Origin of the sequence: Salegentibacter sp. UBA1130 (assembly GCF_002311535.1) — a bacterium.
Lineage (GTDB): Bacteria > Bacteroidota > Bacteroidia > Flavobacteriales > Flavobacteriaceae > Salegentibacter > Salegentibacter agarivorans.
Window position 1 is genome coordinate 1 of record NZ_DCAP01000008.1, and the last position, 23,790, is coordinate 23,790.

32 protein-coding genes and 1 pseudogene are annotated in these 23,790 nt (G+C 36.1%); 21 read left to right on the forward strand and 12 right to left on the reverse strand.

All coding sequences use genetic code 11. The features are described 5' to 3' along the window. Positions 1 to 99: 99 nt before the first annotated feature. Complete coding sequence (locus tag B4F31_RS02825) at positions 100 to 438, reverse strand: DUF4870 domain-containing protein (protein ID WP_075327460.1); 339 nt, start codon at positions 436 to 438, stop codon at positions 100 to 102. Between the two features lie 130 nt (positions 439 to 568). Between B4F31_RS02825 and mnmE the strand changes: the two genes are divergently transcribed. From mnmE to B4F31_RS02840, 5 genes and pseudogenes are all read left to right on the forward strand, one after another. After that, complete coding sequence (gene mnmE, locus B4F31_RS02830) at positions 569 to 1,972, forward strand: tRNA uridine-5-carboxymethylaminomethyl(34) synthesis GTPase MnmE (RefSeq protein ID WP_075328006.1); 1,404 nt, start codon at positions 569 to 571, stop codon at positions 1,970 to 1,972. A 273-nt stretch (positions 1,973 to 2,245) separates the two neighbouring features. Continuing rightward, positions 2,246 to 2,356, forward strand: a pseudogene (locus B4F31_RS18070) (hypothetical protein); the annotation flags it as partial. Between the two features lie 42 nt (positions 2,357 to 2,398). Continuing rightward, entirely contained in the window at positions 2,399 to 2,914 is a 516-nt protein-coding gene (locus B4F31_RS18075) for a phage integrase SAM-like domain-containing protein (RefSeq protein WP_317040648.1), read from the forward strand. Next, a complete protein-coding gene (locus tag B4F31_RS18080) occupies positions 2,884 to 3,216 on the forward strand; it encodes a tyrosine-type recombinase/integrase (RefSeq protein WP_349675915.1) in 333 nt (110 codons plus the stop codon). The genes B4F31_RS18075 and B4F31_RS18080 overlap by 31 nt, the downstream gene beginning before the upstream one ends. 106 nt (positions 3,217 to 3,322) lie before the next feature. Further along, positions 3,323 to 4,024 (forward strand): hypothetical protein, encoded by a 702-nt coding sequence (locus B4F31_RS02840; RefSeq protein WP_286760559.1) that lies wholly within the window; start codon positions 3,323 to 3,325, stop codon positions 4,022 to 4,024. 56 nt (positions 4,025 to 4,080) lie between these two features. On the opposite strand, the gene B4F31_RS02845 is transcribed toward B4F31_RS02840, so the two are convergent. The 4 genes from B4F31_RS02845 to B4F31_RS02860 all read right to left on the reverse strand — a co-directional run bounded on the left by B4F31_RS02845 (position 4,081) and on the right by B4F31_RS02860 (position 6,106). Then, the gene (locus tag B4F31_RS02845; RefSeq protein WP_075327435.1) at positions 4,081 to 4,560 is read right to left on the reverse strand and encodes an ASCH domain-containing protein; all 480 of its coding nucleotides are present in this window, start codon (positions 4,558 to 4,560) and stop codon (positions 4,081 to 4,083) included. A gap of 60 nt (positions 4,561 to 4,620) precedes the next feature. After that, on the reverse strand, positions 4,621 to 5,436 hold the full coding sequence (locus B4F31_RS02850) for a HipA domain-containing protein (RefSeq protein WP_317040646.1): 816 nt from the start codon (positions 5,434 to 5,436) through the stop codon (positions 4,621 to 4,623). A gap of 118 nt (positions 5,437 to 5,554) precedes the next feature. Beyond that, positions 5,555 to 5,890, reverse strand: coding sequence for a HipA N-terminal domain-containing protein (locus B4F31_RS02855; protein WP_075327433.1), 336 nt, complete (start codon positions 5,888 to 5,890; stop codon positions 5,555 to 5,557). 3 nt (positions 5,891 to 5,893) lie between these two features. After that, the gene (locus B4F31_RS02860) at positions 5,894 to 6,106 is read right to left on the reverse strand and encodes a type II toxin-antitoxin system Y4mF family antitoxin (protein ID WP_037320618.1); all 213 of its coding nucleotides are present in this window, start codon (positions 6,104 to 6,106) and stop codon (positions 5,894 to 5,896) included. A 273-nt stretch (positions 6,107 to 6,379) separates the two neighbouring features. Here B4F31_RS02860 and B4F31_RS02865 point away from each other — a divergent pair, with 273 nt between their 5' ends. The 11 genes from B4F31_RS02865 (at position 6,380) to B4F31_RS02915 (ending at position 12,453) form a co-directional block, all read left to right on the forward strand. Beyond that, positions 6,380 to 6,667, forward strand: a complete 288-nt coding sequence (locus tag B4F31_RS02865) for a helix-turn-helix domain-containing protein (RefSeq protein WP_093303589.1) — start codon at positions 6,380 to 6,382, stop codon at positions 6,665 to 6,667. Positions 6,668 to 6,675: 8 nt separating this feature from the next. Then, a complete protein-coding gene (locus tag B4F31_RS02870; protein ID WP_232228852.1) occupies positions 6,676 to 7,074 on the forward strand; it encodes a hypothetical protein in 399 nt (132 codons plus the stop codon). A 51-nt stretch (positions 7,075 to 7,125) separates the two neighbouring features. Then, entirely contained in the window at positions 7,126 to 7,782 is a 657-nt protein-coding gene (locus B4F31_RS02875; RefSeq protein WP_286760562.1) for a VapE domain-containing protein, read from the forward strand. Between the two features lie 290 nt (positions 7,783 to 8,072). After that, positions 8,073 to 8,951 (forward strand): toprim domain-containing protein, encoded by an 879-nt coding sequence (locus tag B4F31_RS02880; protein WP_093303587.1) that lies wholly within the window; start codon positions 8,073 to 8,075, stop codon positions 8,949 to 8,951. Next, entirely contained in the window at positions 8,929 to 9,132 is a 204-nt protein-coding gene (locus B4F31_RS02885; protein WP_093303585.1) for a hypothetical protein, read from the forward strand. Before B4F31_RS02880 ends, B4F31_RS02885 begins: the two co-directional genes overlap by 23 nt. Beyond that, entirely contained in the window at positions 9,117 to 9,470 is a 354-nt protein-coding gene (gene mbpA / locus B4F31_RS02890) for a mobilization protein MbpA (protein WP_245764343.1), read from the forward strand. The genes B4F31_RS02885 and mbpA overlap by 16 nt, the downstream gene beginning before the upstream one ends. Then, the gene (locus B4F31_RS02895) at positions 9,467 to 10,336 is read left to right on the forward strand and encodes a relaxase/mobilization nuclease domain-containing protein (RefSeq protein ID WP_093303582.1); all 870 of its coding nucleotides are present in this window, start codon (positions 9,467 to 9,469) and stop codon (positions 10,334 to 10,336) included. Before mbpA ends, B4F31_RS02895 begins: the two co-directional genes overlap by 4 nt. Positions 10,337 to 10,348: 12 nt before the next feature. Next, positions 10,349 to 10,738, forward strand: coding sequence for a DUF6730 family protein (locus B4F31_RS02900; RefSeq protein WP_093303580.1), 390 nt, complete (start codon positions 10,349 to 10,351; stop codon positions 10,736 to 10,738). A 187-nt stretch (positions 10,739 to 10,925) separates the two neighbouring features. Further along, entirely contained in the window at positions 10,926 to 11,135 is a 210-nt protein-coding gene (locus B4F31_RS02905) for a helix-turn-helix domain-containing protein (RefSeq protein ID WP_245764342.1), read from the forward strand. Between the two features lie 6 nt (positions 11,136 to 11,141). Continuing rightward, positions 11,142 to 11,468, forward strand: a complete 327-nt coding sequence (locus tag B4F31_RS02910; protein ID WP_286760560.1) for a HipA N-terminal domain-containing protein — start codon at positions 11,142 to 11,144, stop codon at positions 11,466 to 11,468. Between the two features lies 1 nt (position 11,469). After that, positions 11,470 to 12,453: a type II toxin-antitoxin system HipA family toxin gene (locus tag B4F31_RS02915; RefSeq protein WP_093303572.1), complete on the forward strand. Its 984-nt coding sequence runs from the start codon at positions 11,470 to 11,472 to the stop codon at positions 12,451 to 12,453. 140 nt (positions 12,454 to 12,593) lie between these two features. On the opposite strand, the gene B4F31_RS02920 is transcribed toward B4F31_RS02915, so the two are convergent. Together B4F31_RS02920 and B4F31_RS02925 are read right to left on the reverse strand one after the other, a co-directional pair. After that, complete coding sequence (locus tag B4F31_RS02920; protein ID WP_093303569.1) at positions 12,594 to 13,301, reverse strand: LytR/AlgR family response regulator transcription factor; 708 nt, start codon at positions 13,299 to 13,301, stop codon at positions 12,594 to 12,596. Next, complete coding sequence (locus tag B4F31_RS02925; protein WP_093303567.1) at positions 13,285 to 14,346, reverse strand: sensor histidine kinase; 1,062 nt, start codon at positions 14,344 to 14,346, stop codon at positions 13,285 to 13,287. The genes B4F31_RS02920 and B4F31_RS02925 overlap by 17 nt, the downstream gene beginning before the upstream one ends. A 130-nt stretch (positions 14,347 to 14,476) precedes the next feature. Here B4F31_RS02925 and B4F31_RS02930 point away from each other — a divergent pair, with 130 nt between their 5' ends. Beyond that, a complete protein-coding gene (locus tag B4F31_RS02930; protein ID WP_093303564.1) occupies positions 14,477 to 15,286 on the forward strand; it encodes a DUF5694 domain-containing protein in 810 nt (269 codons plus the stop codon). A gap of 50 nt (positions 15,287 to 15,336) precedes the next feature. Here the strand turns inward: B4F31_RS02930 and B4F31_RS02935 are convergent, their stop codons facing one another. The 3 genes from B4F31_RS02935 to B4F31_RS02945 all read right to left on the reverse strand — a co-directional run bounded on the left by B4F31_RS02935 (position 15,337) and on the right by B4F31_RS02945 (position 16,895). After that, positions 15,337 to 15,807 carry a hypothetical protein gene (locus tag B4F31_RS02935; RefSeq protein ID WP_093303561.1) on the reverse strand — a complete coding sequence of 157 codons (471 nt, stop codon included), beginning with the start codon at positions 15,805 to 15,807 and terminating at the stop codon, positions 15,337 to 15,339. A 33-nt stretch (positions 15,808 to 15,840) separates the two neighbouring features. Beyond that, the gene (gene lgt / locus B4F31_RS02940) at positions 15,841 to 16,677 is read right to left on the reverse strand and encodes a prolipoprotein diacylglyceryl transferase (RefSeq protein WP_177195665.1); all 837 of its coding nucleotides are present in this window, start codon (positions 16,675 to 16,677) and stop codon (positions 15,841 to 15,843) included. A 92-nt stretch (positions 16,678 to 16,769) separates the two neighbouring features. Further along, the gene (locus B4F31_RS02945) at positions 16,770 to 16,895 is read right to left on the reverse strand and encodes a hypothetical protein (protein WP_262506670.1); all 126 of its coding nucleotides are present in this window, start codon (positions 16,893 to 16,895) and stop codon (positions 16,770 to 16,772) included. 178 nt (positions 16,896 to 17,073) lie between these two features. Between B4F31_RS02945 and B4F31_RS02950 the strand changes: the two genes are divergently transcribed. The 3 genes from B4F31_RS02950 to B4F31_RS02960 all read left to right on the forward strand — a co-directional run bounded on the left by B4F31_RS02950 (position 17,074) and on the right by B4F31_RS02960 (position 22,310). Continuing rightward, a complete protein-coding gene (locus B4F31_RS02950; RefSeq protein WP_286760561.1) occupies positions 17,074 to 21,564 on the forward strand; it encodes an ATP-binding cassette domain-containing protein in 4,491 nt (1,496 codons plus the stop codon). Positions 21,565 to 21,691: 127 nt separating this feature from the next. Next, positions 21,692 to 22,102: a hypothetical protein gene (locus B4F31_RS02955; RefSeq protein WP_093303555.1), complete on the forward strand. Its 411-nt coding sequence runs from the start codon at positions 21,692 to 21,694 to the stop codon at positions 22,100 to 22,102. A 52-nt stretch (positions 22,103 to 22,154) separates the two neighbouring features. Then, positions 22,155 to 22,310 (forward strand): hypothetical protein, encoded by a 156-nt coding sequence (locus B4F31_RS02960; protein ID WP_156858153.1) that lies wholly within the window; start codon positions 22,155 to 22,157, stop codon positions 22,308 to 22,310. A 10-nt stretch (positions 22,311 to 22,320) separates the two neighbouring features. On the opposite strand, the gene B4F31_RS02965 is transcribed toward B4F31_RS02960, so the two are convergent. After that, a complete protein-coding gene (locus B4F31_RS02965; RefSeq protein WP_075327418.1) occupies positions 22,321 to 22,518 on the reverse strand; it encodes a helix-turn-helix transcriptional regulator in 198 nt (65 codons plus the stop codon). Beyond that, positions 22,515 to 22,907, reverse strand: coding sequence for a hypothetical protein (locus B4F31_RS02970; RefSeq protein ID WP_093303552.1), 393 nt, complete (start codon positions 22,905 to 22,907; stop codon positions 22,515 to 22,517). Before B4F31_RS02970 ends, B4F31_RS02965 begins: the two co-directional genes overlap by 4 nt. 160 nt (positions 22,908 to 23,067) lie before the next feature. Here B4F31_RS02970 and B4F31_RS02975 point away from each other — a divergent pair, with 160 nt between their 5' ends. After that, the gene (locus tag B4F31_RS02975) at positions 23,068 to 23,523 is read left to right on the forward strand and encodes a nuclear transport factor 2 family protein (RefSeq protein WP_093303550.1); all 456 of its coding nucleotides are present in this window, start codon (positions 23,068 to 23,070) and stop codon (positions 23,521 to 23,523) included. Positions 23,524 to 23,790: the final 267 nt, after the last annotated feature.

The following is a 23,790-nucleotide window of genomic DNA, read 5'->3' on the forward strand; positions in this document are numbered from 1 at the left end:
AATCCCTATCTTCCTACTCTATCTAACAAGTAGGGAATGAAATTATAATAAAACAAGGCAGCCGATTGGCTGCCTTGCTGTTTTGAAAATGTCTCCGGTTTATTTTATAATTTCAATAGTTAGCGGATAATTAGGTATTTCCCCGTTGCTCACTTTAATAGCATTTACAATAGGAATAACAACCATTAAAATTGCTATTCCAATAAGAGCGATTATCCCAAGTCCGAATAAAAAGATTAGCGGGATACATAATAAGCTATAAATAAACATACTTATTTGGAAATTGATGATCATTTTTCCGTGAAAATCCATTCCGGCAACTTTATCTTTTTGGGTAAGCCACAGGATTAACGGAACTATAAAGCCGCCAATTCCTGTAACTAAATCCAGTAACTGACTTAAGTGGGTAAGAACGAGCATTTGGTTGTCTTCTCTCATTTTTTCTTTGATTGATGTGATGTCTCTATATTAATAGACGATCTTTTCCGCACGATGTTACAATTTTTAAAAGATGCATTTTTTCTTCCCCTCTTTTGGAGGGGGTTGGGGGGAGGCTTATCTTTGCACTATGAAATTAAACGATACTATTGTAGCGCTTGCCACACCTTCTGGTGCAGGAGCTATTGCGATTATTAGGGTTTCCGGTCCCGAAGCATTTAATATTGTTTCACCGCTTTTTAAGGCGAAGAGTAAAAAAAAGCTAAGCGAACAGCCCAGCCATACTTTACATTTAGGAAATTTAATGGATGATGATCGTACCTTAGATGAGGTTTTAATTTCAATATTTAGAGCGCCTAAATCTTATACCGGCGAAGAAACGGTAGAAATTTCCTGTCACGGAAGTCCCTATATTCAGCAGGAGATTATTCAATTAATGATTAGAAAAGGTTGTCGCTCAGCCGAAGCCGGGGAGTTTACCATGCGAGCCTTCCTAAACGGAAAAATGGATCTCAGTCAGGCGGAAGCCGTAGCCGATTTAATTTCTTCTGAAAACCAGGCTTCGCACCAAATGGCGATGCAACAAATGCGCGGCGGATTTTCTAATGAAATTCATCGTTTACGCCAGGAATTACTAGATTTTGCGTCCTTAATTGAACTAGAATTAGATTTTTCTGAAGAAGATGTGGAGTTCGCTAATCGCGATCAATTTAAAGAATTGGTAGCCAGGATTCAGCAGGTATTAAAACGTTTAATAGATTCTTTCGCTACCGGGAACGTGCTTAAAAACGGAATTCCCGTTGCAATTGTAGGTGAGCCAAACGTAGGGAAATCTACTTTACTGAATTCACTTTTAAATGAAGAACGCGCTATTGTTTCTGAAGTGGCCGGGACCACCCGTGATTCTATTGAGGACGAAATGAGTATTGGTGGCGTTGGATTCAGGTTCATTGATACCGCCGGAATACGAGAGACTGAAGATGTGGTGGAAAGCATCGGAATAAAGCGAACGTTCGAAAAAATAAGTCAGGCGCAAGTAGTTGTATTTTTGCTAAATGCAGAAAAGTTTAAAGCTCAAAGTTCAAAGTTTAAGGTTGAAATTAAAAAAATCCACAATCAATTTCCTCAAAAACCTCTTGTTGTTATTGCGAATAAAGTAGATCAACTTACGGAAAATGAGAAAGAGAATTTATTTGAAAATTTAAACGAACTGGAAGGCGCAAGCTTGCAGTTAATTTCTGCTAAGACAGGCGAAGGTGTGGAGGAACTAAAAATTAAACTACTGGAGTTTGTAAACACCGGTGCGCTTAGAAATAACAATACCATCGTAACCAACAGCCGTCATTACAATGCGCTTTTAAAAGCCCTGGAAGAAATAAACAAGGTAGAAGAAGGACTAAACACAGACCTCTCTGGCGACCTATTAGCCATAGATATTCGCGAAGCATTAGAATACTTCGGTGAAATCACCGGGCAGGTCACTAATGATGAATTATTGGGGAATATATTTTCTAATTTCTGTATTGGAAAATAAACATGTAATTTTATTTGGTGTTATATGGTATCAAATATCGTCAAAACTATCGAAATTAAAGGGTTTAAAGAAAATTAAATTTTCCTATATTTTTTTATAAGTTACTAATTTCACACCTTTATTTACACCTCATTTACACCTTTTTAAAAAATATAACTATGAGGTGTAATTTTTTACACCTGTAAAAGTTTTTTTGTAAATTGAACAAAATATTCAATTATAAAAATAGCTTTAAAAAAGAAAAAACTGGCCACAGGAAAGTATAGCCTTTATATTGAATACTATAAAGGGTTTACGCAAAATGAAAAGGGTAAAATTCAGCATCAAAGAGAATTTGAATATCTCAAAGAATATCTTCTAATTAACCCTAGGACAGCTGCTGAAAAGAAAGATAATAATGAAACCTTATTAAGAGCAGAACAAATTTTGTCTATTCGTCAAGCAGAATATGCGCAGGGTAAATATGGAATTAAGGATAAAAGTAAAGACCGACTTCTCTTCCTTTCTTATTACGATAAACTTAAAGAGGAGCGTTACGAAAGTAAAGGAAACTATGATAACTGGGATGCCGCACAAAATCATATTGAAGCCTATTGTGGGAAGAAAAAAATAACATTTGAAGACATTGATGAAGATTTCGTAATAGGATTTAAAAAGTTTTTAAATCATAAATCAAGAACAAAATCTAATACTGCTTTATCTCAAAATTCAAAATATACTTATTATAATAAATTTAAAGCAGCATTGCGGCAGGCTTTTGAAGACGGTTATACCAGACGAAACTTTGCCACGACGGTAAAAGGTTTTGCCCAAGGTGAAACATCTCGAGAATACCTTACCCAGGAAGAATTGCAAGCTATGGCAAAAGCTCACTGTAAACATCAGGTGCTAAAAAATGCTTTTTTGTTTAGTTGCCTAACGGACTTAGGTGGAGCGATATAAACAAGCTCACCTGGGTTGAAATTAGAGACGAAGAGGAAGGTCCGCGGCTTATTTTTAAACAAAAGAAGACTTCAGGTCAGGAGTATCAATATATCTCTAACCAAGCAAGACAACTATTAGGAAAGAGGAAAAGAGAAAGTGATCTCGTTTTTAAGGGATTAAAATATGGAGCCCATTTTAATGCGGAAATACTTAGATGGTGTATGCGGGCAGGTATCACCAAGCATATAACATTTCATAGTGCCCGGCACACTCACGCAGTTTTACTATTAGAATACGGTGCTGATATCTATACCGTGTAAAAAGTTCTGGGACATAAAGAAATCAGAACTACCCAGGTGTACGCAAAAATAGTAGATAAGAAGAAGAAGGAAGCAGCCAACCTGATTCCAGAACTTGAAATGGATTATGAGTTTTGATTTATTCAAATATCTAACAACTCTTGGCTTTATCTATATTTATGGAAGACTCGTTTTACATTATGGTGAAGTTTTCTGGACCTATATGTGGGATGAGGAAATACTCTGGAAATCTAATTTAGAGAAACCAAGAATCCTCTTTCTATTAACTGGGTTGGGAGTTATGCATCTAATATCCTTCGCAAGAACAACCATACCGCCAGATAATTATACAGTCCAAATTCTTCTACTGCTTGCCTTTAGTAGCGGGTTTTATTTAGCAGTTATAACCTGGACGTACCAATTTAGAGATAGTATCCAAGTTCAAAAAGCATTTCCAGCACTCAACAAAAATAAACCAAAAAGAGAAAATAATTTTCATCTTGAGATTTCTGAAGATCAAATACAAAAGCTATATCACGGTTTAATTAGATATGATCTTTTGAACTATGATAAAACAAGTAAGCAGGATTTAAAGAATGTACTTCTAAAAAATTGGGACGCACATAATTCAAAAATCCATTTTAATATGGATGGCCCCAGCTGTAGAGAGTTTCATGACTATTTCATCCGGACTTTTCCCAAAAATTCTTTGACGATGAAAAATTTCTTTGAAACGTCTAAGCTCGTATTAAGAGCGGATGGAAAATCCTATAAATATAATACCATTATAAGGTGCACCCCTAAAAACGATCTCATCGAAAGAGAATGAAAAGTTGAGAAGCATTTTTCAAAAACTGACTTTAAACCAGGCATCTTCAAAAGAGTTTACTGTGGGTAAATCGTTTTAAAATATTCACAAACTATAATCATTTCCTCGCTGAATTTTTCTGGGTAGGAGATCATCTCTCTTTCGTAGTATGCTTTGTGAACTTTTTTCCAGTATTTAAGGGATTTATCGCCTTCGCCTTCAGTTGCTGCAAATTCTTCTGTGATTTTATTAAATGGAACCTGCTCTATCTTCAACGTTTCAATTATAGCTTTTGCATTTCCATTCCAATCCGTCACAATTTGTTGGTCCCCGGCTCTTGGCAGAGGTTTATTAATTTTTTTAAACCACCATAAAGAAGTAGCAGTAGCCCTTTTTATTCCATTAACTACCAACTCAGCACATTCATTCGCATCTTTTTCATTGTCACAGAAATAGAAAGAAACTGGAACTTCTCCTAATTTATTCTGAGGGTTTTGAGTAAGAAAGTCTTCCCATAGGGTTATTACAGATTTAAAATTTTCTCTTCCATTATTCATAGTTTCCCTATCTCGAAATTTTTTGAGTGCTTTTTAAATTTGTTTTATTCCGCTACCTGCCTACTCCAATTTTGAATAACGCTGCGCTAATAGATCTGAGTATTTTTGCTTGTATTCGCTTGATAAAAAGGAGCTTTCTAAAAGAGAAAGAGCGTTCTTTTTATTTTTAATGAATCTTTTAAATACTCCATCAATTTGCTTTTTGTTCAATTCCAGTTTCTCTCCCAGACTCACAAAATGTTTTTTTGCTAATTTTTTCTTTTTTCCTTCAAGAGTTAGTGCCAGCTCTTCACCATCTTCTGGGTTAACTATAGCAACATTAAGAAGATCATAAGCAGGGGACAAGACCCATTCTCTGGTTCGCTTTATTAAAGAAAAGTTTTTCAGATGCATATCGTTGTTTCCCGTGAGAAAACTAAATAAAGCTATTTCAAAAAAATAAAGTTTGTCAAGCAAGGTGTTGGAGGAATAAGTCCCGATAGCTTTGCCTACCTTTTCCATTGAGCTTTTATATTTATCAAAAGCCTCTAGGATCTGAAACATATCGAGCATATGAATTTTTTCATTGCTAAGTGTTCGATCTATTCGCTTTGTAATATAGGCTAACTCTCCTGATTTTAATCGTATTAAACTGGAGGGAACAGTTCTTATTCCAAAGCTTTCTGCCATACGCATTGTAAAATGTTCATTTTGCGGCATTTCAGCAAAAGCTGCAGAGGGTGGTTTTAAGATATAATTACCTCCGAGTGCTCCTACCACTGTTAACCTGTTATTTTCCGATGCTAGTGCGTTATCGATGAAGGATAAGGAAAGTTTAGGTTGTACCCCAGGAACTGCTATTCTTCTTTCTACCACATTTTTCGCCAGATCTACCATTTGATCCAGGGAATATTCTAACTGAGGCGGAATTTCAGTACCAAAGAAATTTACACTGCAATTGGTGTGAAAATCTTTCGGATCTGTTTCTCCCAATTCTTTATAACAATATAAACATCTATTCTGCATTTTCTGTGACTTTTGGGTGAACACTGACCGCACCTATACAATTTTTGCAACAGGCTAAAAGTAGTCCCATTCGGTCATTGCGGTTGATTTTCCAGTTTTTTGATGCAATATCTAGAAGCCATCCTTCCGGGATAAGACCTTCAAAAAAGGGAAAAAGCCGTTTTTCTACATAAGGTTCTTTTCTAACCGGCATCGTAAACGTGATAAATTGGTCAGAATATTTATCAACGTAATCAATTTCATATTGAAATTGATATTCTCCTTCATCGGTTTCGGTTAAAATACCTGCTAGAAGTTCCTGATAATAAATTTTTGCCTGTCTCATAAATTAAGTTTGAGAAATATCATTTTGGTCTACCGGTGCCAGTACGTGCCCAAACATCTTTAGCACCTGATTTACCTTTTCCATATTCAGGTTTTCTTTTCCTTGTTCTATTTTTCTCACAACGGTTAAAGCCACACCAGCCCTTTCGGCAAATTCTTCCTGAGTGAGTTGGTTTTCTTTTCGCTTTTGTTTTAAAAACTCTGAGAGATTCTTCATTATATGTAATTAGATATAATTATTACAAATATATATTAATTATATGTTTAAACGTATAATTTTGGTTTTATTTCTATATTTATATGCATTTGCATATAAATATAAACTAAAAACCACTGAATCAATTAGAGCTGATTTTTCATACATTAAAAAAAAGAAGTCATACAAGGTATGAATAGTATGACTTTCTTATCCTTTCCCATCTTAGTTTTGGTTCCAGAATTCAAAATACAAAAGCGCTTTTGTTCATTTTTTAACTAAAAATTTTCAAAAATGAACGAACTAAAAATTTTAGAAAAATTAGATCGTATAGAAACGATTGTTCGTGCCCACAAAACTGTATTGACCTTTGATCAGGCCTGTGATTATACAGGTATCTCAAGAAATTATATGTATAAACTGACTGCCAGGGGAGAAATTCCTTTCTCTAAACCAAAGGGGAAACTAATCTTTTTCTCTCGGGAAAAACTCGATGATTGGCTGCTCAATAATAGTCATTCTTCTAAAGAGGAGATTAGAGGGCAAGCAGTGGAATATGCTTTCCGGAATAAAAGATTCTAAAGATCTATATGATGAAGAAAGTTGAGCTAAAATTATACCAGGTCTCGGAGCAAAAGAAGAAAACCATCTATGATTATGTAGATGAATATGTTTCTAATAAATATGATATCCGGTTTAATGAAATATCCCCGGAGTTTCAGATTTCTATTAAAGGAAAACATTCCTGGGAAGATTTTGAGGTGAATTCTTTACTTATAGAATTAGCAAAATCTAATATAGAAGTGAACCCTGGTAAGCTGGATATCTATTTACGCTCTAACCTGATTGCAAGATTTAACCCTATTGCGGAATATTTTGATAAGCTTCCGAAATGGGTAGGGGGTGACCATATTAGAAAACTCGCTTCATACCTGCCTACCCGGGAATCTGAAGAATTTCTTTATCATTTTAGAAAATGGTTAGTGTGAACGGTTAAGGGAGCATTGGAAGATTAATATTTTAATAAGCAATGCCTGGTCCTGGTTCATTCGGAGCAGAATTCAGGGAAGTCTACCTGGTGTCGGTTCTTATGTCCTCCTGAATTATCCAGGTACTTTACTGAAGATATGACTACCGATAAAGATGCCAGGATTCAACTTACAAGAAATTTCATTATCAATCTTGATGAATTATCCGTGCTAGCAAAAAAAGAATTAAATGCGCTTAAAGCATATTTTTCTAAAACGATGATCAATGAACGTTTGCCCTATGATCGCAAAAACTCAAACCTTCGAAGAACCTGTAGTTTTATAGGGTCTACCAATAGGGCAAGTTTCTTAACAGACGAGACCGGTTCAGTGAGGTGGCTATGCTTTGAACTTCTGGGAAAAATCGATTTTAACTACAGTAAGGAGGTGGAGATCGATAAGGTTTGGGCCCAGGCTTATTATTTAGCTTTTGTAGATCCAAATTTCAATCCTGAGCTTAACTACCAGGATATTCTTAAAAACGAGGAACGAAATAAACGCTATAGGGAACCGACCCTGGAAGAGGAATTACTTGCCAAGTTCTATGATTTAAGTAAAGATCAAAAATACTTTATGACTGCTTCTGATATCATTACTAAGCTGAGTTGTATAAATCCACGGCTTAACGTAATCAAATATGGGGCGCGCACTAAAATCGAGAGGTTTTGACCGAATCAAACACCCTGAAAAAGGAGTGTATGGATACCTGGCAAAACCACTCTTTAAAAATAACCCCTGGGAAATTAATTAATACTAAAAACAACTTACCATCCTACCATCACCTTTTTGAACTCAATGAGCATAGGGGAGTGGAAATGGTAAGATAATTTAAGAGAACCTTACCCATCTTACCTGAAGAACTATTCCTGGTAACATGGTAAGATCAATAAACAGAAATAAATCTTTCTTAAGCCTAGTAAAATCAAGGTTGGGTAAGATGGTAACTTAAAAATTAAAAAATGAACTTAAATAACTTATCGTGTAAAAGCGCCCGTAATATTTGTCTCGTAAAAATACTAGCAAAATTAGGTCACTTTCCCATCAGGACAACGGAAAAAGAAGCTTGGTTTCTGAGTCCCCTGCGGTCAGAAACGCAAGCCTCTTTTAGCGTTTCTTTAATTAAAAACTTATGGTTTGATTTCGGAATGGGAGTAGGAGGGAATACCATAGATCTTATTATGGCAATCAAATCCTATTCTGTAAGAGAAGCCCTGGAATTTCTGAAAGATGATCCGGATTCATTTTCTTTTAGCCCGCCGAGTACCAAACCTTCAGACCAGGGCATAAGTATATTGGAAGTCCAATACATCAATTTAATTGCATTAATACATTACCTGGAATCACGGAATATACCTTTCGAGCTTGCCAGGAAATATTGTATGCAGGTTTGGTACCGATCAAAGGGTAAACAATTTTTTGCGATTGGTCTTAAAAATCACCTGGGGGGCTGGGAACTTAGAAATAAATATTTTAAAACATCCAGTAGCCCAAAAACTTATTCATTGATTCAAAGGGATGCTAAGGTTCAAAGGGATGCTAAACAACTTATCATTTTGGAAGGGATGTTTGATTTTCTATCCCTTGCCACTATTGATGAAGACTTAGTCCAGAATTCTGATTGTATCATTTTAAACTCCCTGGCTTTTTTGGACCGGGTGAAAATATTTATCCCGGTATATAAGCGTGTATTGCTTTACCTGGATAATGACCCTGCAGGTAAAAAAGCTACTGCTACGCTTTTAAGCCTTTATGACCATATCACAGATTGTAGTGATTCTTATAGCGAATATGCAGATCTCAATGAAAAACTGAAAGATGAAAAAGCCTGGAAAAAATAAGAATCTGTTGGGAGGAAATATAAAACCCAGCTTTGATGATGCTCTTCAAAACACCATCCGAAAACATTTGGAAGATACAGGACAGGTAAATTCTAATGCAGAGAAAAAAGAGGTTGAGCTATCTGTTCCAATTTTGAAAGGGAACGGAACGCAAGATGTGTGCCTGTGGGCACAATCTTGATTGCTCCCGGTGGTCGCAATGAAAAAAAAGAGATGTTTAAGGGGAAAAACCAATGGATAAAATTCAGGTGTTCCTTATATGAAAAGAAGATGCTCAGGATCAAAGCAAAACAAAGTGGACTTTCATTAAGTGAATTTTGTAGAAGATCGATCTATGAAAAAGAGATCAAGGAACGACTTTCTGATGATCAAATTGAGATCTATAAAACCCTGGCAAAATTTCATAATAATTTTAAATCCATCGGGAATATGTTTCGTAAAAAAGATCCCAAACTTTCCAAAGAAGTTTATGCGCTGGCCAATACTATAAAATCTCACCTTCAAAATTTGAACGAATGATTGGTAAAGGCAAAGCGATATCCTATACCCAGGCTTCTATGTCCTACGGCTGGAACCAGGAGAAAGATGCCCAAGTGGTCTATTCTCAAAACCTGGTGGGAGAGAACCCTAAAGAGGTTGCTGCTGAATTTAGGCTTACCCAGGAGCTTAATACAAATTGTGAAAAGAATACACTTTCTTTTATCCTAAGTCCTACCATCGATGATGGAAAGAACCTGGAGAAGAAAGAGCTTTCAAGAATATGCGAGCAGTTTATGAAGCAGATGAATTTAAAAGATCGCCAGGCGATTGCTTTTGTCCACCGGGATAAAGCTCATAAACACATTCATCTCTATGTGAACCGAATTGATTTTAAAGGCCAGGCCTATAATGATAGCTTTATTGGAAAACGGAGCCAGGTCGCAGCGGAGAAAGTAGCAGAGCGGCTACAGCTGACTACTGTTAAACAGGTGCAATGGGAAAAGGAACACAATCTCAGGGCTATTCGGTTTGAAATCAAAAGACGTCACGATCTTACGATGCAGCAATTTAAGCCGCGTTCTTTTGATGATTATATCAAAGGAATGCAGACCAACGGGGTAAAGGTTATTCCCTCGATTAATAAAGCGAACAAGCTGCAGGGCTTTCGGTTCGAATTTGATAAATACAATCTCAAAGGAAGTGAAGTACACCGCTCGATGACCGGGGGGAATATTGGTAAAACCCTGGCTGAGGATAAAAGTATGGCAAACTTTCTTAAAGAAAACACCCACCTCAAAGTTGCCGGGAAAACGGTTGAACTCTCCACCGGGATGGCTAAAGCAATAGCAAAACAGGTAATAAAGAAAATAATCTCCAAAGGAATGGATACTGGAATAGGATTTTAAAAACTAAATATTATGGCAAAATTAGAACACCTTAGTGAATTGCTGGTTTCAGAAATCAGCCAGTTTGAAAGTACAGTGCAACGACTGGAGAAAATTCAGAAGGAGAAAATCGGTATTGATAGTGCAGCTTTTGAAATGTTGCTTTTAAAACACCAGGAGAAAATGGAAAAAGGTCTTTTTGAACATTCAGTGGATATGAAAGATCTTGGGGCAAAACTTGAAGAAGCCAAGGCTTATCCAATTTGGGCTTTGATCGTTTTTGGGGTATCGATAGTGCTTAATGGGATTTTGATTTATATAGTTTTTTTTAATTCTAAACTCAATATTAGCATTATTATGGGCGCGTATGCTCAAATGGCAAAACGTACTTTGAGCTATAAACTAAACTCTAGGCTCTATTAGCTCCAAAAACCATTTACCTAACCACACTATAATGTGGATTTAAAGGTGTTTTTTATCATTGACTCTAAAAATTCATTAATTTTCACATTGAAGTGTGGATTTTAGTGTATTTTTGAATGTCAGAGTAATTAATACATTAAGATCCACAATGTATTGTGGATCTTAAATTATGAAAATCAAGAAACCTATGGCAGCGATACAGAAGATTGCCTTATTGATCCAGCAGCGCCGGGATCAAATGCGTATCACGCAAAAACAATTAGCCGATATGGCTGATATTGGGATCAATACATTGTATAAGATTGAGACTGGTCAGGCCAATCCAACCCTGGAGTCCTTACAGAAAATAACGGATGTCCTTGGGATGGAAATAACCCTACAGGTTAAAAAAGTATAATTTTAAATGAGACAGGCCACTATACTTTACAAAGGAAAAGAAGCTGGAAATTTAAAACAGCATGATGGTGGAAGTTTTACTTTCCGGTATCTGGAAGCCTGGTTGGCTGATCCGGAGAACCCATCCATTAGTCTTACCCTGCCGAGATCCCAAGCGGAATATCATGCTGAATACTTATTTCCTTTTTTTTATAATATGCTTCCGGAAGGGGCTAACAGGCAAACCGTATGCATGGCAAACCGGTTGGATCCCGATGATTATTTCGGAATTCTAATCACTACCGCCGGTTATGATACCGTGGGTGCAATTACCGTCAAAAAAATAAAGAGCTAAAATGAAAATAGATCATTGTCCCGGAACATTAGCAGAAGGGTTTAGCACCTATAGCAGAACCTGCTTGAAACGTGTTTTTGATGCACGCAAGGTTTCTCATGTGTTGCCTTATGAGTCGCCAAACTCCAACCTGCAAACCGATAAGCTCTTTGAAGACAACCAAAAGCGTATTTCTATTTCCGGGGTACAGGAAAAGTTCTCTGTACTTCAGGAAAAAAATAAATTGCGGCTAATCCAAAAAGGGGAGCAAGGCACACATATATTAAAACCAATCCCAAATGTTGGCAAGAAACGCAAACAAATGCCTGCCAATGAACATTTAACCATGCAGATTGCACGACAGGTATACGATATTGAAACTGCTGAAAATGCACTGATCTTTTTTGAGAATGCAGCTCCCGCCTATATTACCAAACGATTTGACGTAAACCCGGACGGTTCTAAGAAGGCAAAAGAGGATTTTGCTACTCTTGCCGGAAAAACTCCCCAAACACATGGCGAACATTATAAATACGCAGGAAACTACCTGGAATTATTCCGGTTGATGAAAAAATTCCTGCCGGCTTATCGCGTTGAAATACCTAAATTATTTAAACTCCTGGTATTTAATTATTTATTTTCTAACGGTGATGCACACCTAAAGAATTTTGCTATCCTGGAGACACCTATGGGAGATCATAGGTTAAGTCCTGCCTATGACTTACTCAATACTCGTATCCATGTAGATGATAGTGATTTTGCACTGGAGGATGGTTTATTACCAAAAAGTATGGGGCAAACTACGACAGGAGGTCAGTTTAAAATCCTGGCAGAACAGGTTGATCTAAAGCCGAAGCAATTTGATGAAATAATGGAGAGCATGATGAAGCATTCCGATGAAGTTTTCAAATTAACCCAGGCGTCTTTTTTGGAAGAAACTACCAAACGCAATTATATCCAGGATTTTCAATACCGATTAAAGCAATTGCAAAAAATAAATTTTTAATAAAGATTTTCAAAAGCTCAATTAAGTATTAAAATTAAGGTGTAGAATTCCTGGAGTAAATCCAGAACCTTCTATGGTGCTTAAAGCTTACAAATAAAACTCCCTAAGTATTTAAACTTAGTAAAAAGAGAGTAAGAAAGTTAATTGAACTTTGCTTTAATTGCTTTACGGTATGTTTCACCAATAGGTAAGCGAATATCTCCATACAGGCAAATACTATTACCTTCAAGCATCTTTATTTTTTTTGAGGGAATAATATAAGATCTATGAATTCTTAAAAATTCATCTTTAGGTAGCTTGCCGATAATATCTTTCATATTCTCATGAGTTATGATTTTCTCGCTTGTCGTGTGGATCCTGATATAATCCTTAAGGCCTTCAATATATAGGATCTCCTCAGGAATTATTCGGTAGACCTTTCTCTCCGCTTTAATATAAAAATCCTTATTCTCGGCAGTAGTGTCAGAAATGGTATTAAAGGATTTCTCCCAACCTAAATATTTCTCAACGCTTTCATAGAATCGCTGAAATGAAATAGGTTTTACAAGGAAGTCAATCACCTGGTATTTAAAAGCATCCAGGGCATATTCCTGGTAGGCTGAGGTGATAATAAAATTATGATGGGAATGATTACTCATTTGCATAATTTCCATCCCGCTAAGTTCAGGCATCTGAAGGTCTATAAAAACTAAGGTATTCGTGTACTCCTTAAGTAGCTCGAGAACTTTGTAATTATCATTACCTGCATAAATAACATTAAGGCTAGAAACCTTTTTTGCATAATCTTTTAATAAATGAACTGCAAAAGGTTCGTCATCAAGAATTATTGTATTAATTGGCTTTTCCATCAAGATCAATTTCTAATTGGGCACTGAAAATTTGTTTATCCTGATTTATCTTCAAAGAATGAGCATCGGGATAATTTATAACTAAGGTTTTCTTTAGGTTATCCAGGCCTATTCCTCCTAATTTATCTTTCTTCTGGTGGCCAATTTTATTGGTGATTTTAAAGAAAAGCCTTTCACCGGTTTGTTGTAGGTTGATAAAAATCGGGTGATATTTATTATACTTACCGTGTTTCAGTGCGTTCTCCACTAACGGACTTAGTAAAAAGGGAGGGATTTGTATAAAAGGCTTGTCAATAGCAATTTCAAAGTTTACCGTATTATCATCTTCATGCCTTAACTGGTCAAGTTCGATATAAGATTTTATATAATTAACCTCCTGCTGTAAATCAATTTTCTCTTTACTGGTTTCATAGGTGGTATATCGCATTAATTCCCCAAGCTTTTCAATAGCAGGTAGGGCCTTATCAGATTTAAAATAAACAAGAGAGTAAATATTGTTAAGGGTATTAAACATAAAGTGTGGGTTGAGTTGAGCTTTAAGGAACTTTACTTCGGTTGCACTTTTTTCCTCAACGATGTGTTTATTGTATTCCAATAACCGAACATTAAAAATCAATATCCAAAGAATGGAACTGATAATCAGCGGGAAACTTCCATAATATAAGTTGTCATAAACGTAATAACTAAGCGAAGTACCTTCAAAATAATTACCATGACCAATTAATTGGCTAATTAAAATCTGTTCAAGAAAATACCTCAGGGAGATAAAGAAAATATATCCGGATGCAATACTAAGGATCCCTCTTTTCCAGTTGAGTTTATCAAATACCCATGGGAGAAGCAAAATATAATTAATATAAAAGGTAGCCAGGAAAATAATACCACCCGAGATCTCGAAAATATCCAACTTTCTAATGCTAAAAAGATAGGGGTTTGTGAGGTCAAATTGAATAAGTTCGAAGTAAACAAAGAGTAACCAAAAAAGAGCATGAAAAAGAACTTCCTTTTTCTTGGTCATAGTGCCGGTATGGGGAAATGGTTTCATTGATGTAAAACTAAAACATTCTAAGCAGGAGTGGGGAGGGGTTTGTCGAAAAGTAGGAGGGGTTCGTAGAAAAAAAGAATTTATTCCCCCGGATTAATCTGATTTTTGAGGCAACTTAGAAATTAAAGAAATGAAAACTACATTGATTATGATGGTACTTTTGAGTATCCAGTTGCAAGCCCAGGAGTTAAAAGAGCCGGTAAAATTTGAAAACACGGTTAAGGTATTAAATATGGGAACCTTTCATATGGGATATACTCCAGATGCCACTACTACTGAATTTGATGAACACGACCAAAAAAATATCGACCGGGTACATCAAATTGCTCAATCCATTGCGGAATTTAATCCTACTGTAATTCTTGTAGAAAGGGTTCCTGAAAAGAATAGTGAAGTACAGAAAAACTATAAGAAGTATGTGCAAAACCCGGATATGAAATTTAAAAATCCAAGTGAGGTAGAATTGCTGGCATTTGAAATAGGTCGGCTCGCGGGTACAAATCGTATTTACGGGATAGATTATAAAGAGGGCTATTACTACGGAATCGCAGAGAAAATAAATGACAACTATGGTATTGAAACTTATAAGAAATATTTCTCCGTATTGGATTCTTTGCAGAAACAGTATCCTGAAGAGGAAATGTCTGTGTTACAAAAATTACAAATGAGCAATAACCCTATGTATAAAGATATGCTCCTCAATATCAATGCTGATATTCTAACCCATATTTCAACTGAAGGTAATGCGGAAGGAGCGGATGAAGCAGCAAAATTCTATCATCGGAACCTGGTGATGTACTCCAACCTGAATCAAATCGAATTAAATGGAGATGACCGCGTATTTATCCTTATGGGAGCTAGTCATACAGCATTTTTTGATATGTGGTTGGAAAGAAGCCCAAAGTATGAATTAATAAATACAACGAAATTCTTAAAATAAGATAGGTGAAAACTTACCTGGGCAATTAAGAACCAACTTCTGATAAATTTTTAAAAAGATAAAGCCAGGCCAACTCCCTGATGGTTCCCAATGAAATTAAGGGTGACTTGAAGGGGATTGGGCGGTGAAGAATTAACACTATTTATTCTTTCTACCGCTTCAAATGCCTGGTTGCTGGATCTTAAGGAAATAGGTATGGCTACCCCAATAAAAGCGGCACCAACTCCCGCTAAGACCCAGGGGGCATCTTGATTGGAAACCGCAGCACCAATCGGAATACCTACGAAACTACCTCCTATACTTCCCACAATGGTGGAGATAGTTTTGTTCTTTCTCGCCTTTTTTATTAAACGGGTAGCTTCTCTATCTGCTATCATCAGCTTTTTCATTGCTTTAAGGTCTAGCCTTTGGTTATTCATAGTAAACTTATAGCCAAGAAAAACCTTTTCGGATTCAATTTGCTGAGCCGATAATGAAGTGATACTTAAAAAAAGTAGGAGTAGGAAACTTAGTTTTTTCATTTAAAAAGATAGTTAATAAAGTTTGTGTTAGTTTCAGAATTGTTTTTTTCTGTTTACCGTTATAATTATTATCGCACCTATTAGCATAAAGGGTATACTCAACAGCTGGCCCATATTTAACACCATTTGATTTTCGAATGCAACCTGGTTTTCCTTAAAAAATTCAATAATGAATCTGGCTAGGAAAAGAAGTATTAGAAATAAACCAAAAATAACTCCATTGGCTGTGTTTTGTGTTTTGGTTTTGTAGATAGCATATAATATTACGAATATTACCAAATAGGAAAAGGCTTCATAAAGCTGGGTAGGATGTCGCGGAATTAGATCATCGCGCTGAAATACAACACCCCAGGTACCGCTTGTGGGTTTACCATAAATTTCGGAATTCATAAAATTTCCAAATCTTATAAAAGCCCCGGTTATAGGTGTTGCAATGGCAACCCTATCCAATACCCACAGTATTTTTAGGTTATATTTTCTACAATACAGCACTATCGCCAGTAATACTCCTATAGCTCCTCCGTGGCTGGCTAGTCCCTGAAAACCGATAAATTGGTAATTGCCATTAATTTCTTTAATTGGAAGGAACATCTCTATTGGATGTTCCAGATAATAACTGGGTTCATAGAACAAGCAATGACCTAATCGGGCGCCGATGATCGTTCCCAGGACAATATAGGTAAGCAAGCTATCCAATTGTTCCGTAGGATTTTTTTCCTTTTTATAAATATGCTTTACCACAAAATAACCCAGAAAAAGGCCGGTCATGAATAAGAGACCATAGTATTTTAAAGGAAAATTCTCGGTAATCCATAAGATCACCGGATCTGTATCCCAGTATAGGATGTTGTCTTCTAACCTATTAGCCAATCCTCGTAAGTTTTAAATAGAAATAGAATTCAATAAGTTTTAAGGATATTATTTGTTAGTTGCCAGAACGCATATTTTGTTACGTTTTATATTTATTCTTTAGTAAACAAGAATTCGCCACCACCTTGTTTAAGAGTCATGGAATTGGCTGTAGCATCAAAAATAATTTCTACCCCGGCTTGAGTATAGGAAAACCTGTTTTTTGATTTAGCTTCCATCGCAAAGCTTGGTTGCCCGGTTACCTGCCCAATAAGTACATTTCCCTCCTGGAAAGTAAACAGGGAAAATTAAAAACTTCCATCAAAAGCAAATTATGCTATACTTTCCTTAAAAGACCATCTTAGGCTGTATAATCTTCCTAATTTTATTCTTTTAATAGAGAAACAGTAAGCCTTTATGCGCATTATTAATGCCAACCAAAATAATCTCAACAATATAACTCTTAACATTCCGGAAAATCAATTAATCGTTGTTACCGGATTATCGGGGTCCGGCAAATCCTCCCTGGCAATGGATGTGATTGCTAACGAAGGCTACCGCTATTTTTTAGAGAGTCTCCCAGCTTATAATCAACAAAATGCGCAGTTAATTCCCACTGCTGAAGTAGACGATATAGAAGCCCTACCGCCTGTCATTAAAGTAGAACAATCGAAGCGCTTTCAATCAATTAATACAACTCTTGGAACGCTTTCAGAAATTGCATCTGTCTTCAGAATTTTATTTGCCCGTTATTCCGCAGAAGAGACGATGAGCAAATCGCTTTTTTCTTTTAATCATCCCAAAGGGGCCTGTGAATATTGTCACGGGATTGGTGAGGCAGAATATATTGATCTTGATAAATTGGTGGGCGATGAAAACAAAACCCTTCGAGAAGGCGCCATTACTACAACCTTGCCGAATGGTTATATTGTATATTCTCAAATTACAGTAGATGAATTAAATAAGGTATGCCAGGCCCATGGTTTTAGTGTAGATATTCCCTGGAAAAATCTCACCAACGAACAAAAAGAGGTGGTTTTAAACGGAAGTGATCGCATTAAAGTTTTTTTTGGAAAGCATACTTTGGAGTCCCGGTTAAGATGGGAAGGTTTAAAAGCAAAACCCCGGGAAGAAGGATTTTATAAAGGAATGCTTCCCATTATGAAAGATATTCTGCGACGAGACCGCAATCCCAATATCTTAAAGTTTGCGAGCTCCAGAACCTGCCCCAGTTGTAAAGGAGCACGTATTAAAGCTGATCATCTGGATTACCAATGGAAAGGGCTAAATTTCCAGGAATGGATGGATTTACCTTTAAATTTTTTATACGAAAGCCTGAAAAACCGGAGTTTAAAAGATGGGGAACAGCTTTTGGTAGATAAGATTTGTACACAGTTGTTCGACCTGATACGACTTGGAATGGAGGAATATCGCTTGAGTACTCCCAGTACCGAAATTTCTTCGGGAGATGCGCAGCGTATAAAACTCATAAAACAGGTAAACAGTAGCCTGCAGGGAATTCTCTATGTTTTTGATGAACCTTCCATCGGTTTATCTGAGGAATACCAGAACTATTTACGGCATATTTTGAATCGGTTGATAAAGCGTGGTAACACGGTTATGGTGGTAGAGCACGATTTAAATTTTATAAGATCTGCCGATTGGATAATCGAATTAGGACCCGAAGCCGGGGCTTACGGGGGAGAAATTCTTTTTAACGGACCGGTTAAAGAATTTTTAAATGCCGAAAATTTATCGAGTCCAACCCTGGCTGAAATACAAAAAGAAAATTCAAAATCTGAAATCGAACCTTCAAAAATCTCAGTAGATACATTTTCTCCCACAGCTGGAGAATTAATCGTTGCGAACAGAAAAACATCTGAATTTCTTCAAAAACTCGAGGTATATTCAACAAAAGAAGATTTAAAGCTGCTTACGGTTTCAGATCAGCCTATAGGTAAAACCCCCAGAAGTAACCCCGCGACTTATACCGGCCTGGCTGATAAAATACGCGATCTCCTGGCAAAATCACCGGAAGCCAAAGTTCTAAAATTAGCTAAAGGTGCCTTTTCTTTCAATAATAAGCGCGGGAGATGCGAAACCTGTGAAGGGGCAGGCGTGATTACACTTTCTATGAATGTATTGGGTACTATTAATCAGGTTTGTCCTACCTGCAATGGCCAGCGTTCTAAGCCGGAAGTTTTGAAAGTGGAGTGGAACAATAAAAATATTGCCCAAATCTATAACCTGAGTATAGCTGAAGCTTTTGATTTCTTTTCCGGGGAAAATAAGATCACCAAAATCCTCGCTTTAATGCTGCAATTAGGCCTGGGTTATATTAAACTTGGCCAGCCATCAAATACCCTGTCTGGTGGCGAAGCACAACGAATTAAGCTCACCAAACATTTTGCAAAACAATCTAAAAAAACACTATTGTTGTTGGAAGAACCAAGTATTGGATTACACCAGCAAAATGTGCGGCAGCTGCTAAAAGCTTTGCATCAGCTTAAAAATCAAACCGCGGGGATTATTTGCTTCGAGAATCATCAGCTTTTTCAATCTTCGTGTGATATCCTGGTAGAAAATAATAATAAATCTTCCTTACCGGAATTTAAAGAATCACCAGACCAGCGTAGGGATACTATTGCCGTAAAAGGAGCTAGAACCCATTATTTAAAAGACCTGGAAGTAAATTTCCCTAAGAATCAATTATCTGTAGTTACAGGAATTTCGGGTTCGGGTAAATCTTCTTTGGTGATAGACACCCTGCACGGTTATGGATTACAGGAAATGACCAAACAGTTTTCGAGTTATCAGCAATCCAGGGTAGGAGTTAATTTTCAGTTTGATGTAGATTATATTGAAGGGCTCACTCCAACTATTTGCGTTACCCGTAAAGAAAAAAGTTTTACAGAACGTTCAGATATTGCTAAACAAACGGGAATAGATAAGATCTTACGCTTTGCTTTTTCCAGAAAAGCGCAATACGAAGGAGAAGAATTATCTGCCAGCCATTTTTCTAACAATCACGAATTGGGAAAATGTGTTGTATGTGATGGGATGGGGCAGGAACTGCTACCCGATTTAGATAAAATAGTCCTGGACCAAAATAAAAGTATTGCCAACGGTCTTTTTGAGCACAATAAATCCCTGGCTTATTACGGTCAGTCGAACAGTCAATATATGGCAATTGTAAAGGAGGTGGGAGCTCAATATAATTTTAATCTGGAAACACCTTTTAATGAGCTAAGCCACGAACAGAAAAATATTCTAATTAATGGAGCAGGCGAAACTGTATGGAAGGCCAACTGGCAGTTCAAGACCAAAACCCGGGAAGGAATTCAGGAGGTAAGTATGAAATGGGAAGGGCTTTTCCATTACTTAAAAGATGAATATTATAAAACCCGGAAAAATAAAAATATTGAAAAGCTAAAAGCCCTTTTTTCCCTCAACGCATGTAGCCATTGTTCTGGAAGTGGATTAAAACCGGAAAGATTAGTCTTTAAAATTGGAGGAAAATCTATTCACGAAATACGGTCAATGGACTTTAAAGCTTTGGAAAACTGGCTTTTGGTTAATTCCAGGCTAGATGAGATGGATCAAAAACTCATCCTTAGAATTCAGCCTCATTTAATTAATACTATTAAGCGCGCAAAGCAGTTGCACATTGATCATCTTCAATTAAACCGAAAATCAATGACGCTTTCCGGCGGAGAAAATCAACGTGTAACGCTTATCAAGCAGTTAAATAGCCCGCTTAAGGGTATTACTTATCTTTTGGATGAACCTTCAGCAGGACTGTCTAATAACAATATTCCCGACCTGGTCAATATCCTAAAAGAACTCGTGGAAAAAGGAAATACAGTTATTGTAATTGAGCATAATAAAGAGATTATTTTGAAGGCTGATAAACTAATTAAAATAGGACCAAAGGCGGGAAAATTAGGAGGTTATCTTACTTTTCAGGGAAATTCACAAGAATATTTGAAACAAAAGGATTCTCATCCTTTTTTAAAAGAACCTTCTCAACCAATTATTTTAAAAGAATCAGAGAATACTATTTCCTTCCGAAAAATCTCCAAACATACTTTAGTGAAAGCTGCTCTGAAAGTGCCAGTTGGTGGCATTACTGCTATTAGCGGTAAATCTGGAATAGGAAAAACGACCTTAGTAAAAGACATCCTGATTCCGAGTATTGAAACCGGAAAACCGGTAAATTGTGAAAGCATAAAGCTCCCGAAAAAATATTCAGAAGCGCATTATTTTGAGCCTAAAAAACTTAGAACCCACGCAAATACCTTATTGGTTTCTTATTTAGATCTACTAAAGGAAATAAGTAAAATATTTGCCAGTGAAACAAACTTGAAGCCCCGGGATTTTTCATATAAAACAAAAACCAGTCAGTGTGAAAACTGCAAAGGAAAAGGCTATCTGGAAACCAGCCTGGATGTAGCTGCCAATGCGATTGAAAAATGCGAAGTTTGTAGAGGGAAACGTTACCAGCAGCATATTTTGGAACATACTGTAGATTCAAAAGATATTGCTGAGGTACTCGCCTTTAATCTAATAGAATTAAAACAGTGGTTTGAAGAAATGAAGGTTTCAGAGAAAATTATTTCATTTTTAAATCAGATGGAGAAAATCGGTTTGGTGCATCTTCACTTAGATCAGGCTGTACAATCACTTTCTTCGGGAGAAAAGCAACGATTATTACTTTTGAATTGGCTGCAGAGTCCAACTACCAATGCTCTTTATATTCTTGACGAACCCAGCACCGGATTGCATTATGCCGATATTGATCTTTTGTTTGAAATACTGAAAAAACTCAGTAAAAACAATGATTTATTAATCATAGATCATAATCCATATTTATTACAAAAGATTGGAGTTGGGGTGGTTTTAGAATAAAATTTAGGACTGAAAAACCTTTTCTTTTTTCCTTAAACTTCAGGATTTTTTCTATTTTTAAACTGTTTTTAGTGATTTCTATGAATCCTAATTAGTTAATAATTCAAATTCATTCAATTTTACATTCATGAATAAATTAGTTGTTAGCAGGAGATCGGAATGGGCCAACAGGGCCAGAAAAATCGGGTTATATCTTAATGATAAGAAAATTGATACCATAGGAAATGGAGAATCAAAAGAATTTACATTGGAACCCGGAGATTACAAATTGAAAGCAAAAATTGATTGGTGTGGCAGCCAGGTTCATCATTTTGAAATAAAAGAGAATGAGGTAACAAAAGTAGAACTTACTGGATTTACCCAAAATAAATGGGTGCTACCTATATTGGTATTTATTCAAATGATTCTTCTTGTTTTATCATACATTATTGAGGTAAATAGTGTTTTAATGATCGCTTTCTCTACGTGTCTGTTAATTTATATAATCTATCCAATTACTTTTGGTAAAAATAATTACCTCAAATTAATCCCAGGATAATTAAACCCGTAACCTTCAGCATAATTGATAAATTCTAAAAAATTTGATAAAGATGAATAAAGTAAGGATTACCGGTTTAGGATTATTAGCAATTGGCATTAGCTTAATTTCCCTGTTTGAAGGAGATTTAGCCGGTATAGCTGCGGGCTTACTTACAGGTTTGGGAATTGGTTTATTGGTAACCGGCCGTTTAAGATTTCAGAAGTAAGTGCTCACATTTAATTTTCTTCAAAAGAAAAAATAGCTTCTATTGGCAATTTAAAAAGCCTGGAAATTCTAAATGCCGTTGGCAAACTGGGGTCGAATTTCTCTTTCTCTATGGCATTAATTGTTTGCCGCGAGACTCCAATAATATCTGCTAAATCTTCCTGGGTATAGCTATTTTCGGCTCTTAGTACTTTTAATTTGTTTTTCATGCGTAGCGTTTGGTATTTACGGTGACTAAAACCAAATAGGTTAGGCCTATAAAAATTACCAGGTTGCTTATTTCGGCATTATATGCAATTAAATTGGTGGCATCAAGTAGAGAATAAGTTAAGCCAACTACTACCGCTAAGCCTAAGGTTAAAGCCAAAGATTCTAAATGAATTTTCCGCTCCAGCTCATCAAAATTATTGAACATTCTCCGGTTCGCAATAATCATTAAAATTCCGTGGACAAAGTTTACCGAAACTGCCAGTGTGGTTAATACACTATGATCGTCCCAAATGTATTTGGGGCCAAAAGAGGCAAGGGCAAGGGTAGCCACCCAGCTCCAGGTCCAAATGGCAAGGTTGTAAAGATTCTTTTTTCGTTCTGCTTTCATTTTTAATGTAATTAATAGTTTACTTTATGTAATGTTTACTTTACAAGTATACGCAATTAATTTAAATGTAAAGTTTTATTTACATAAATTTCTTTGAGATTCAGAAAAAGAATGATGTTAAGGGATAAATTAGTATCTTAAATTCTAAATAATTATCCTAATGAAAAGAGTATTTCAAGTATTAATATTATTTCTTGCTACAGCGGCTATGGGGCAGGATTCCGAAAAGCAAAAGGAAGAACAGTTAAAAGAACTTATTAAAAATTCTTTTCAAGAGATATTTTCTAATATGGAGCTTCAAGCGCTTGAGACTTATTGTACCCCAGATTTTTTACTCCTGGAAACCGGGGAAGTTTGGGATATGGAAAAGATGAGGAATTATATTAAAAAAGCGAGTGAGCAAAAATCACAGGTGAAAAGGATTAACTCTTTTAATTTTATTGAAATAAAAATTGAAGGAAAAATGGCCTGGGTGGCCTATCACAATAAAGCTGAATTTATGTCTGGAGATGAGGTAGTAAGGGAAATAAACTGGCTGGAAAGTGCCTCTGCCATTCTCACTGATGAAGGTTGGAAGCTTCAGCTTCTTCATTCTACCATAGCGAACAAAGAGTAGTAGTAATTTGATGCTGGCAGTATATAGCTTTTTAAATCTCAATTATTTGGTGAAAATAATTTTCAAAGCTTTCTTTCACTATCTTTACTGGGTTAATGCTAAACTATTTAGAAATTATGGCAAAAGAAAAATCACCTTCAAAGAATTCGGCTAAAAAAGAACCGGTTTTGAGTTTAAAGGAAAAGCGCGCTGCTAAGGCCGCAAAGAAAAAGAACAGAAGTTAATTAGATATTTTATTAAAAGAAAGAGGCCGTCTAAAAAGTATTT